General features: G+C 71.9%; 11 protein-coding genes. All 11 read left to right on the top strand.

Translation table 11 applies throughout. The annotated features are described in order from the left end of the window. Positions 1-2 precede the first annotated feature (2 nt). The 11 genes from IF19_RS0101050 (at position 3) to IF19_RS0101095 (ending at position 11,823) form a co-directional block, all read left to right on the top strand. Positions 3-1,769, top strand: a complete 1,767-nt coding sequence (locus IF19_RS0101050) for an LVIVD repeat-containing protein (protein ID WP_030114953.1) — start codon at positions 3-5, stop codon at positions 1,767-1,769. A 43-nt stretch (positions 1,770-1,812) separates the two neighbouring features. Beyond that, positions 1,813-3,276 (top strand): amino acid permease, encoded by a 1,464-nt coding sequence (locus tag IF19_RS0101055; protein WP_030114952.1) that lies wholly within the window; start codon positions 1,813-1,815, stop codon positions 3,274-3,276. Positions 3,277-3,808: 532 nt separating this feature from the next. Then, positions 3,809-5,104: a helix-turn-helix domain-containing protein gene (locus tag IF19_RS0101060; protein ID WP_030114951.1), complete on the top strand. Its 1,296-nt coding sequence runs from the start codon at positions 3,809-3,811 to the stop codon at positions 5,102-5,104. A gap of 132 nt (positions 5,105-5,236) precedes the next feature. Further along, complete coding sequence (locus tag IF19_RS0101065; protein ID WP_030114950.1) at positions 5,237-5,827, top strand: GNAT family N-acetyltransferase; 591 nt, start codon at positions 5,237-5,239, stop codon at positions 5,825-5,827. 212 nt (positions 5,828-6,039) lie between these two features. Further along, positions 6,040-6,123, top strand: a complete 84-nt coding sequence (locus IF19_RS1000000138780; protein WP_310739661.1) for a putative leader peptide — start codon at positions 6,040-6,042, stop codon at positions 6,121-6,123. A gap of 115 nt (positions 6,124-6,238) precedes the next feature. Beyond that, the gene (locus IF19_RS0101070; protein ID WP_030114949.1) at positions 6,239-7,936 is read left to right on the top strand and encodes a nitrite/sulfite reductase; all 1,698 of its coding nucleotides are present in this window, start codon (positions 6,239-6,241) and stop codon (positions 7,934-7,936) included. Then, positions 7,933-8,112, top strand: a complete 180-nt coding sequence (locus IF19_RS0101075) for a hypothetical protein (RefSeq protein ID WP_030114948.1) — start codon at positions 7,933-7,935, stop codon at positions 8,110-8,112. The genes IF19_RS0101070 and IF19_RS0101075 overlap by 4 nt, the downstream gene beginning before the upstream one ends. After that, the gene (locus tag IF19_RS0101080) at positions 8,109-8,825 is read left to right on the top strand and encodes a phosphoadenylyl-sulfate reductase (protein ID WP_030114947.1); all 717 of its coding nucleotides are present in this window, start codon (positions 8,109-8,111) and stop codon (positions 8,823-8,825) included. The genes IF19_RS0101075 and IF19_RS0101080 overlap by 4 nt, the downstream gene beginning before the upstream one ends. Further along, positions 8,825-9,394 (top strand): adenylyl-sulfate kinase, encoded by a 570-nt coding sequence (gene cysC / locus IF19_RS0101085; protein ID WP_078580390.1) that lies wholly within the window; start codon positions 8,825-8,827, stop codon positions 9,392-9,394. The genes IF19_RS0101080 and cysC overlap by 1 nt, the downstream gene beginning before the upstream one ends. Beyond that, positions 9,391-10,329, top strand: a complete 939-nt coding sequence (cysD, locus tag IF19_RS0101090; protein ID WP_030114945.1) for a sulfate adenylyltransferase subunit CysD — start codon at positions 9,391-9,393, stop codon at positions 10,327-10,329. The genes cysC and cysD overlap by 4 nt, the downstream gene beginning before the upstream one ends. Before the next feature lie 162 nt (positions 10,330-10,491). Further along, positions 10,492-11,823 carry a sulfate adenylyltransferase subunit 1 gene (locus IF19_RS0101095; RefSeq protein WP_030114944.1) on the top strand — a complete coding sequence of 444 codons (1,332 nt, stop codon included), beginning with the start codon at positions 10,492-10,494 and terminating at the stop codon, positions 11,821-11,823. Positions 11,824-12,003: the final 180 nt, after the last annotated feature.

Below are 12,003 nucleotides of genomic sequence, written 5' to 3' on the forward strand. Positions count from 1 at the left end.
CGATGCGCTTCACCCGCAGGAACACGGCTCTCGCCACCGTCGCCGCGGCCGCCGTCACCGCCGGCCTGCTCGTCCCCGGCGCGTCCGGCGCGGACACCGCGACCGCCGCCGCCACCGATCCGAACGTGCGCGCCGTGTGCGCCGACCGCCGCCCCGGGCCGGCCGACCCGGGCGCGTACGGCATGCAGCTCGACGGCACGTTCCGGCACCCCTCCCTCACCCCCGTGGACGAGGAGTCCGACCACCCCTTCCCGGGGCGCAACGCCGCGTACGACACCCGCTCGTACATCAAGAACATGAAGGTCGAAGCGGCCTACGAGGGAGCCGACTTCACCCCCGACTACTTCCACACCTGGCAGAACGTCGTCGACTTCGACGGCCGCCGCTACCTCTTCCAGTACGACCGCTCCGAGGGCCGCGTCTACGACATCACCGACGTGCGGAGGGTGAGGGTCGTCGAGCGGATGAGCCGCGAGGACGTCGGCGGCGACGAGGCCCGTGCCAACGGCGACTGGGCGGCGCACGACTACTGGGGCGCCTCCACCGTCCAGTGGAACAAGAAGCTGAACGCCTACGTCATGGTGCAGAGCTTCGAGAGCAGGCGGCAGATCTCCGAACTCTCCGACCACCCGCCGCTCGACAAGTACAACAACCCCGACGGCGTACGGAAGCTGCGGGAGAAGCCGGGGCTCAAGGGCTTCAAGGTGTACCGCCTCGACGGCCCGCGCAAGAAGGACTGGAAGCTCCTGGCCACCGTCTCCACCGACTCCACCCAGGCCGACCCGCTGCGAAGCGACCCCGCCACCGCACAGCAGGGCTCCGGCTCGATCGACGTGCCGTACTGGACGGGCGAGAAGTACATGTTCATCGCGACCGCGCCCGACGACACCTACTCCGGCAGCGAGTACCCCACCAACCTCCACTCGGCCGGCTACCAGTCCTGGGACATGTCCGACCCGGCGCACCCCCGGCTCCTGGACACCTGGCACCTGCCGGGCCAGCGGACCGGCGAGGACGCCGCCTACCGGCAGAACCCGCGCTGCGGCAACCGCACGAGCTGGATGGGCGCCCGGATGCCGCTCTTCCTCCCCAAGCCCGTGGAGAAGGGCGGGCGTTACGCCTTCGCCGCGATGGGCGGCTACGGCCTCACGGTCCTCGACGTCTCCGACCCGTCGAACCTGCGGACCGTGAGCCACCTCGACCTCCCGGCGTCGGTCTCGGGCACCGAGGGCGACAACATCGACGTCTCCCAGTACGAGAAGACCGGAATGATCTACTACTCCGGCTACCCGCTCACCGAGGACTGCTACGAGCCCTACAAGGACGTCTACCAGATCGACGCCAAGGACCCGGAGAAGCCCCGCGTCGTCGGTGTCCTCCCCCGCCCGGTACCGCCCAGGTCGTCCGGGATCACGGACTACTGCCAGCGGCGCGGCAGCTTCGGCCCCAAGCGGACCGGCTACTACACCAACCCGGGCAAGCACGACGCCGGCGTCCTCGGCTACGGCTTCTACAACGCGGGCGTGCAGTTCTTCGACGTGTCGGACCCCGCCGACCCGGAGGTCTCCGCGTACTTCGTGCCGAAGGCGTACGGCCGCGACACGGCGGAGTACGCCTACGGCAACCAAACCCACGGGGTCTACGTGGAGTGGGACCGGAACATCGCCTGGGCCCTGACCAACCACGGCATCTACGCCCTGTCGTCGAAGGTCCTGGGCAAGCCCGACCTCGACGCCCCCGCCAGGCCGTTCCGCACCAGCGAGTTCTGACCCTCCCCCGTCGCCCACCCCCGTGCAGAAGGGCCCCACCGCCATGGCCTCACCCAGCGACTCCGCACCCCTCGCCCCGGCGTCCGCCGACGGCACCAGACCCTCGCCCGGCTCCGGCTCCGGCTCCGACAAGGGGCTGGTCCGCTCGCTCACCCACCGGCAGACCACCATGATCGGGCTGGGCTCCGCGCTCGGCACCGGCCTCTTCCTCGGCTCCGGTTCGGCGATGTCCGTCGCCGGGCCCGCCGTGATCGTCTCGTACGTGATCGGAGCGGTCCTGGTCGCGATCATCGCCGTACTGCTCGGCGAGATGTCCGCCGCCCACCCCGTCCAAGGCTCGTTCGGCACCATCGCCCGCCGCTACCTGGGCCCCTGGGCCGGCTTCCTCAGCAGCTGGCTGTACTGGTTCAGCGCCGTCGTCGTCATCGGCACCGAGGTCGTCGCCTCCGCGCTCTACCTCCGCTGGTGGTGGCCGGCGGTGCCGATGTCGGTGGCGATCCTCGCCGTCGCGGCGATCGTCCTCGCGGTCAACGTGATCAGTGTGAAGTCCTTCGGCACCACCGAGTTCTGGCTCTCCAGCATCAAGGTGACGGCCCTGTGCGCCTTCATCCTCTGCGCGGCCCTGCTGGTCGTCTTCGGGCTGCCGGACACCGAGGCCACGGGCTTCACGCACCTCACCGACGACGGCGGCTTCCTCCCGCACGGCGTGAGCTCGATCTGGCTGGCCATGTCCGTGGTGATGTTCGCGTACGCCGGTTTCGAGGTCGTCGCCATCGCCTCCGCCGAGGCCGCCGACCCGCAGCGCACCATACGCACCGCGATGCGCCAACTGGCCTGGCGGCTCAGCTTCTTCTACCTGCTCTCCATCACCCTGGTGCTGGCCCTGATCCCGTGGCGCCGGATGGCTGACGGCGACGGCAGCGTGGAGGCGAGCCCCTTCGTCCGGGTCTTCTCCGAGATCGGCGTGCCCGCCGCCGCGACCGTCACCAACGCGGTCGTGCTCATCGCCGCCATGTCCGCCGCCAACGCCCACCTGTACGGCGCCTCCCGGCTGCTCCACTCGCTCGGCGACGACGGCCTCGCGCCGAAGCCGCTGGCCCGGCTCAACCGCCGCGGTGTCCCGGCGGTCGCGATCGCCGCGTCCACCCTGGGCATCGCGGCCGCGGCCCTGCTCGCCTTCTACGACGTCAGCGGTCTCTTCGGCATCATGATGTCGATCGCGATCTTCGCGGTGATGCTGGTGTGGCTCCTGATCCTGGCCTCGTACGTCGCCTTCCGACGCCACCGCACCGCGAACCCCGGGGAGTTCACCGGCTTCTCCGTCCGGGGCGGCGACAAGCTCGCGGTCGTCGCGGGGCTCGGCGTCCTCGCGGTCGCGGCGACGGCGGTGAAGGTGCCCGACATGCGGCAGGCGGCCGTCATCGGCATCGTCTTCACCCTCGCCCTCCTCGCCTGCTACGCCCTGACGGCACGGAGGCGGCCTTCCGGGGCCGGGTATCGAAAGTAGGTCGTGACCGGTGGGTGATCACTGCCCACGGGGCTCGCGGAAACTGATCGCCGGCCCATGATCCAGGGCGGGGCCCGGACACGTCCGGGCCCCGCCCTGGATGCCGTCCTTCACACCCGGCGGCGAGATCCGCCGCTCCGCGGCGCCGCCCGACTCGTCGCCACCGCCCGCCACCGTCACCTGGGATCCACCCGCCACCGGCCGTGGACCGGCGTCACGTGGCGGCCCCTGCCCTTCGGCCTTCGGCGCGGGAGACTTCTCGCGGGACTTCGCTCTGGTCTTCTTCCGGGTGGGCCCGGCGGGAAGCGACGGAGGGTGGTGCTGCGCCGACACGGCACCACCCTCCACGCTTGTGCGGCACCGCGCGACCGGGACAGGCCCGGCGCACAGTGTCTCTGTCACTCTGGTGGAGGACCGGGGAAACTCACCAGAGTTGCAGAGGGTTGCAACATGAGGTGGGCTGATCGGCGGCCCGGCATGATCAGGACGGGCCGGCGGGCGGGCCGGGAAGTGGTCGGGGGGTACGGGGACCATGACGAGCGCAGGTTCTGCGGAGGTGGTGCGGGTGACGGGCCAGGGGGCGGGCCCGCAGGCGGCCCGGTTGCTCCATAGGGCGCGGGAGGCGCGGCTGGCAGGGGAGCGTACCCCCGCGGTGCCCCGGGCGGAGATCGACGCCTCCTGGGACCGGGCGGTGCGCTGCGGCGTCGATCCCGACCAGTCGCCGGAGAGCGAGTTGCTGGAGGCCGACGAGATCGAGCACCGGCGGCACAGTACGGCGCTCGGCGAGCTGATGCCGCTGCTGCGGGCGGGGCTCGCCTCGATCGCGGACGCCGCACGGCAGATCATGGTGGTGACCGACGCCGAGGGCCGGGTGCTGTGGCGGCAGGGCAACGCGGGCGTGCTGCGGCGGGCCCACGACATCTGCCTGGAGGAGGGGGCGGCCTGGAGCGAGGCGGCGACCGGGACGAACGCCATCGGGACGGCGCTGGTCGACCGGGTCCCGGTCCAGGTCCACTCGGCGGAGCACTTCATCCGGGCGCTGCACCAGTGGACCTGCGCCGCGGCCCCGGTACGGGACCCGCGCGACGGACGGCTGCTCGGGATCGTCGACATCAGCGGGCCGGCCTCCACGTTCCATCCGGCGACACTGGCGCTGGTCGACTCGGTGGCCCGGCTGGCGGAGGGCGAGCTGCGCTCCCGTCATCTGGCGGAGATCGAGCGGCTGCGGTCGGTGGCCGCGCCGATCCTGTGCCGGGTCGGCGGGCGGGCGCTGGCGGTGGACGCGCACGGGCGGCTGGCGGCGGTGACCGGCATGGCCCCGGTGGACCGTCTGCCGCTGCCGAAGTCCCTGCGGCCGGGCCGGGTGTGGCTGCCCTCGCTCGGCATGTGCCAGGTCGATCCGCTGCCGGGCGGCTGGCTGGTGCGGGTGGGCGAGGGCCCGGCCGAGGACGTGCCGCGCCGGGTGGTGCTGGACCTGAGCAGGCCCCGGACGCCGGCCGTGCATCTGACCGGGCCGCTCGGCAACCGTACGCAGCGGCTCTCGCCCCGCCACGCGGAGCTGCTGTTCGCGCTGGCGGCGCACCGGGAGGGGCGGACGGCGGCGGAGCTGGCGCGGGACCTCTTCGGCGACGCGGGCCGGACGGTGACGGTGCGGGCCGAGATCTCCCGGCTGCGTCGCCGGCTGGCGGAGGTCCTGGCCCACCGCCCGTACCGGTTCGCCGACGGGGTGGAGGTGGAGGTGGTCCACCCGGACCACGGCGCGGACCTGCTGCCGCACTCGATGGCTCCGGTGGTGGCGGAGGCGCGCCGGGCGGCACGGGCCACCTGAGGCGGGGGCGTACGGGCCGGAGCGGGTCGGCCGAGGCCGGGCCGGGCGGGCGGGGAGGGCTGGGTCGGGCGGCCGTGGCGTGCGAGGGGCCCGATGTCCGCGCGGCGGCGGCTCCGTGGTTGTCTGGCGGTCATGAGCGACACCCCGCAGCCCGCAGCCCCGACCACCGAGGTGACCGTCTGGTCGCTGGAGCAGACCTCGCCCGACGACCTCCGCCCGGCGTCCGCGCCCGAGGGCGATGTGCGCGTCGTCCGGTCCGAGGTCCCCTCGCCGGAGTTCAGCCGGTTCCTCTACACCGCCGTGGGCGGGGACATCCGGTGGACCGACCGGCTGGGCCTGACGTACGCCCAGTGGGACGAGGTCCTGCGCCGGCCCGGGGCGGAGACGTGGGTGGCGTACGAGAACGGCACGCCCGCCGGGTACGTCGAGCTGGACGCGCAGGACGACGGCGTGGTCGAGATCGTGTACTTCGGGCTGATCCCGGCGTTCCGGGGCCGCCGGATCGGCGGGCACCTCCTGTCGTACGGGGTGGCGCGCGCCTGGGACCTGGCGGAGCGGTGGCCGGGGCGGGAGGCGACGAAGCGGGTGTGGCTGCACACCTGTTCGAAGGACGGTCCGCACGCGATGGACAACTACCTGCGGCGGGGTTTCCGGCTCTTCGGTACGGAGACCGAGGTGGAGCCGGAGGTGGCGACGCCCGGACCGTGGCCCGGAGCGTACTGAGACGCGGACGATCTCCGGGGGTGGTGGGCGGGCGCTCCACCACCCCCGGCGGCTTCCCCGAGATCCCGCCGCCGCCCGGGTGGGCGTTTTGTCAGCGAATGGTGTCGTCGCAGCGCGTGACCGACACCACAGCGTCTCACCCCTCGGGACAATGCCGTCCACATAGCGGATAGTGGTGGACTGCCCCGAGATGCGCGTGCCACGCTTCCGTCATGCCTGGAACTGGAATTGCCTTGGTGAGTCGACGCCACGTCGACCTCGGCCGCATGTCCAGCGCCATCTGTCCGGCGAGCTGAGAGACCCAGCACCGCCGCCTTCTTCTTTCCTCTGAACCGCCCTGCGCACCGCCGCGCCTCAGCGCGAGTGCGCTGCTCAGAGCCGCCCTCCCGCAGTCCCGAAGGACGTATTGTCATGGCCGCTACCCCGGATCAGCCTGCGCCCGCCACGCCCCGCCGCAAGGCCGGACGCCACCGTGGCGAGGGACAGTGGGCCGTGGGCCACCACACCCCCCTGAACGGGAACGAGCAGTTCAAGAAGGATGACGACGGTCTCAACGTACGGACACGCATTGAGACGATCTACTCCAAGCGCGGCTTCGACTCCATCGACCCGAACGACCTGCGCGGACGGATGCGCTGGTGGGGGCTCTACACCCAGCGCAAGCCCGGCATCGACGGCGGCAAGACGGCCGTGCTGGAGCCGGAGGAGCTGGACGACGAGTACTTCATGCTGCGGGTCCGCATCGACGGCGGGCGGCTGACCACCCGGCAGCTGCGGGTCATCGGCGAGATCTCCGAGGAGTTCGCGCGCGGGACGGCGGACCTGACCGACCGGCAGAACGTGCAGTACCACTGGATCCGCATCGAGGACGTGCCGGAGATCTGGCGGCGGCTCGAAGAGGTCGGCCTGTCCACCACCGAGGCGTGCGGCGACACACCGCGCGTGATCCTCGGCTCGCCCGTCGCGGGCATCGCCGAGAACGAGATCATCGACGGCACACCCGCGATCGACGAGATCCAGCGCCGGTTCATCGGCAACCCCGACTTCTCCAACCTGCCCCGCAAGTTCAAGTCCGCGATCTCCGGCTCCCCGCACCTGGACGTGGCGCACGAGATCAACGACATCGCCTTCGTCGGGGTGAACCACCCGGAGCACGGCCCCGGCTTCGACCTCTGGGTCGGCGGCGGCCTCTCCACCAACCCCAAGCTCGGGGTGCGGCTCGGCGCCTGGGTGCCGCTGGACGAGGTGCCCGACGTCTACGGCGGCGTCATCGGGATCTTCCGCGACTACGGCTACCGCCGGCTGCGCACCCGCGCCCGGCTGAAGTTCCTGGTCGCGGACTGGGGCGCGGAGAAGTTCCGCCAGATCCTCCAGGACGAGTACCTGAAGCGCGAACTGATCGACGGGCCCGCGCCGGAGCAGCCCGCCCAGACCTGGCGCGACCACCTCGGGGTGCACCGGCAGAAGGACGGCCGCTTCTACGTCGGCTTCGCCGCGCGGGTGGGCCGGGTCGACGGCTCCACGCTCACCAAGATCGCGGACCTGGCGGACCAGCACGGCTCCGGCCGGGTGCGGACCACCGCCGAGCAGAAGATGATCGTGCTGGACGTGGCGGAGGAACAGGTCGACTCGCTGGTCGCCGGCCTGGAGGCGCTCGACCTCAAGGTCACCCCCTCCCCCTTCCGGCGCGGCACGATGGCCTGCACCGGCATCGAGTTCTGCAAGCTCGCGATCGTCGAGACGAAGGCGCGCGGCGCCTCCCTGATCGACGAACTGGAGCGCCGCATCCCGGAGTTCGACCACCCGATCACCATCAACATCAACGGCTGCCCGAACGCCTGCGCCCGTATCCAGGTCGCGGACATCGGCCTCAAGGGCCAGTTGATGCTGGACGAGAACGGCGACCAGGTCGAGGGCTACCAGGTGCACCTCGGCGGGGCGCTCGGTCTGGACGCCGGGTTCGGCCGCAAGGTCCGCGGTCTCAAGGTCACCTCCGCCGAACTGCCGGACTACGTCGAGCGGGTGCTCGGCCGCTTCCAGGAGGAGCGCGAGGACGGCGAACGGTTCGCGACCTGGGCGGCGCGCGCCAGTGCGGAGTCCCTGTCATGAGCGAGCGAGCCGCCCCGTTCCACTGCCCGTACTGCGGCGACGAGGACCTGCGTCCCAACGAGACCGGTCACGGCGCCTGGGAATGCTCCTCCTGCAACCGCGCGTTCCAGCTGAAGTTCCTGGGTCTGCTGACCCGGGGCGTTCAGCGCAACGACGGTGAAGGGGACCGGATATGACGGAGACTCTGCTGAGCGGAGAGCTGACCGACGAGGAGCTCCGGGAGCTGGCCGAGCGGGCCGGTCGGGAGCTGGAGGACGCTTCCGCCACCGAGATCCTGAGGTGGGCGACCGCCACGTTCGGGCCGCGCTTCTGCGTCACCTCCTCGATGGAGGACGCCGTGGTCGCCCACCTGGCGTCGCGGGTGCTGCCGGGCGTGGACGTGGTCTTCCTGGACACCGGCTACCACTTCCCGGAGACCATCGGCACCCGGGACGCGGTGGACGCCGTGATGGACGTCAACGTCATCACGATCACCCCCCGGCAGACGGTCGCCGAGCAGGACGCGGAGCACGGCGAGAAGCTGCACGACCGCGACCCGGACCTGTGCTGCGCGCTGCGCAAGGTGAAGCCGTTGGAGGACGGCCTCACCGCGTACGCCGCCTGGGCGACGGGGCTGCGCCGCGACGAGTCCCCGACCCGGGCGAACACCCCGGTCGTCGGCTGGGACGCCAAGCGCCGCAAGGTGAAGGTCTCCCCCATCGCCCGCTGGACCCAGGACGACGTGGACGCCTACGTCGCCGAGCACGGGGTGCTCACCAACCCGCTGCTGATGGACGGCTACGCCTCCGTCGGCTGCGCGCCCTGCACCCGCCGGGTGCTGGAGGGCGAGGACGCGCGGGCCGGACGCTGGGCCGGGCGCGGCAAGACCGAATGCGGGCTGCACGGCTGATGACGACTGATCAGGAGACTTCGATGAGCGTGACGGAGACGGGGGCCACGATCTGGCTCACCGGTCTGCCGAGCGCGGGCAAGACCACCATCGCGTACGAGCTGGCGGGCCGGCTGCGGACCGAGGGCCACCGGGTGGAGGTGCTCGACGGCGACGAGATCCGCGAGTTCCTCTCGGCGGGCCTCGGCTTCTCCCGCGAGGACCGGCACACCAATGTGGCCCGGATCGGCTTCGTCGCCGAACTGCTCGCCGCCAACGGCGTGAAGGTGCTGGTCCCGGTCATCGCCCCGTTCGCCGACAGCCGTGAGGCGGTCCGCAAGCGGCACGCCGCCGAGTCGACCACGTACCTGGAGGTGCACGTCGCGACGCCCGTCGAGGTGTGCTCCGTACGCGATGTGAAGGGGCTGTACGCCAAGCAGGCGGCCGGCGAGATCAGCGGGCTGACCGGGGTCGACGACCCGTACGAGGCCCCCGAGGCGCCGGACCTGCGGATCGAGTCGCACCGGCAGACCGTGCAGGAGTCAGCGGCGGCGCTCCACGCGCTGCTCACCGAGAGGGGCCTGGCGTGAGTGCCGTCACCACCACCGTGTCCGAGGACACCGCGAACCCGTACGCGCTCAGCCACCTGGACTCCCTGGAGTCCGAGGCGGTCCACATCTTCCGGGAGGTGGCGGGCGAGTTCGAGCGGCCGGTGATCCTGTTCTCCGGCGGCAAGGACTCCATCGTGATGCTGCACCTGGCGCTGAAGGCGTTCGCGCCCGCGCCGGTGCCGTTCACGCTGCTGCACGTGGACACCGGGCACAACTTCCCCGAGGTGCTCGACTACCGGGACCGCACGGTGAAGAAGCACGGGCTGCGGCTGCACGTCGCCTCCGTGCAGGAGTACATCGACGCCGGGAAGCTCCGCGAGCGCCCCGACGGCACCCGCAACCCCCTCCAGACCGTGCCGCTCACCGAGGCCATCCAGCAGCACCGCTTCGACGCGGTGTTCGGCGGCGGGCGGCGCGACGAGGAGAAGGCGCGGGCGAAGGAGCGGGTCTTCTCGCTGCGCGACGAGTTCTCCCAGTGGGACCCGCGCCGCCAGCGCCCCGAGCTGTGGCAGCTGTACAACGGCCGGCACGCCCCCGGGGAGCACGTCCGGGTGTTCCCGATCTCGAACTGGACCGAGCTGGACGTCTGGCAGTACATCGAGCGCGAGGGGATCGAGCTGCCGGAGATCTACTTCGCGCACGAGCGCGAGGTGTTCAGCCGCAACGGCATGTGGCTCACCGCCGGCCACTGGGGCGGCCCCAAGGAGCACGAGCCCGTGCAGACCCGGCTGGTGCGCTACCGCACGGTCGGCGACATGTCCTGCACCGGCGCCGTGGACTCCGACGCCACCACGCTGGACGCCGTGATCACCGAGATCGCCGCCTCCCGGCTCACCGAGCGGGGAGCCACCCGCGCCGACGACAAGATGTCCGAGGCCGCGATGGAGGACCGCAAGCGCGAGGGGTACTTCTGAGGGCCTCCGGTGGGGACCGGGCCGGGCTCGCGTGCCCCGGTACCGCACCTCGCCCCGTTGCCGTCCCTCACCATGGCGACGCCATGACTCCCTCCGCCGCCCTGCGCTGCACGGCACCGGACCCCGCTCCCTGATCCGGCCTGATCCACACGAGAGGCCCCCATGACCACCACCGCTGAGCAGTTGAGCGCCACCACCCTGCTGCGCTTCGCCACCGCCGGGTCCGTCGACGACGGCAAGTCCACCCTCGTGGGCCGTCTGCTGCACGACTCCAAAGCGGTCCTCACCGACCAGCTGGAGGCCGTCGAGCAGGCGTCGCTGAACCGCGGCCAGGAGGCGCCGGACCTGGCGCTGCTGACCGACGGGCTGCGCGCCGAGCGCGAGCAGGGCATCACCATCGACGTGGCCTACCGCTACTTCGCCACCGCCCGCCGCCGGTTCATCCTCGCCGACACCCCGGGCCACGTGCAGTACACGCGGAACATGGTGACCGGCGCCTCCACCGCCGAGCTGGCCGTGGTCCTGGTCGACGCCCGCAACGGGGTCGTCGAGCAGACCCGCCGGCACGCCGCCGTCGCCGCCCTGCTCCGCGTCCCGCACGTGGTGCTGGCCGTCAACAAGATGGACCTGGTCGACTACGCGGAGCCCGTGTTCGCCGCGATAGCCGAGGAGTTCACCGCGTACGCCGCCTCGCTCGGCGTCCCGGAGATCACCGCGATCCCGATCTCGGCGCTGGCCGGCGACAACGTGGTGGAGCCGTCCGCCCACATGGACTGGTACGGCGGGCCGACCGTCCTGGAGCACCTGGAGACGGTGCCGGTCAGCCATGACCTCACCGCCTGCCACGCGCGCTTCCCCGTGCAGTACGTGATCCGCCCGCAGTCCGCCGAGCACCCCGACTACCGGGGGTACGCCGGTCAGATCGCCGCCGGGGTGTTCCGGGTCGGCGAGGCCGTCTCCGTACTCCCCTCGGGGCGTACGACCACGATCACCGGCATCGACGCGCTCGGCGAGAGCGTGGACATCGCCTGGGCCCCGCAGTCGGTGACGCTGCGGCTGGCGGACGACATCGACATCTCGCGCGGCGACCTGATCGCCCCGGCCGACGACGCCCCCGCCGTCAGCCAGGACGTCGAGGCGACCGTCTGCCACGTCGCGGACCAGCCGCTGTCGGTGGGCCAGCGGGTGCTGCTGAAGCACACCACCCGCACCGTGAAGGCGATCGTCAAGGACATCCCGTCCCGGCTCACCCTGGACGACCTCTCCCAGCACCCGGCCCCCGGGCAGCTCGTCGCCAACGACATCGGGCGGGTGGTCGTCCGCACCGCGGAGCCCCTCGCGCTCGACGCGTACGAGTACTCCCGGCGCACCGGTTCGTTCCTGCTGATCGACCCGGCGGACGGGACGACGCTGAGCGCCGGCATGGCGGGCGCCGCGTTCGCCGAGGCCGCCGAAGCCGTCGTGACCGCCGACGACGCCGAATGGGACTTCTGATGACCGATTTCTACTCCACCTTCGCGAAGGAGGGCGGCCGCGTGGGCAGCGGCGCCCTCGGCAGCGGCCAGGGAGGCGTCGGACGATGTGCGTGATGACGTACGCGCACTGCTCGCGCGCCCTCCAGCACCGCCCGCACCGCCGAAGACCTGCCGACCTCCCGGCCGCGCCCCCCTGACC

It is taken from the genome of Streptomyces californicus (assembly GCF_000717645.1).
Classification (GTDB): Bacteria; Actinomycetota; Actinomycetes; order Streptomycetales; family Streptomycetaceae; genus Streptomyces; species Streptomyces californicus.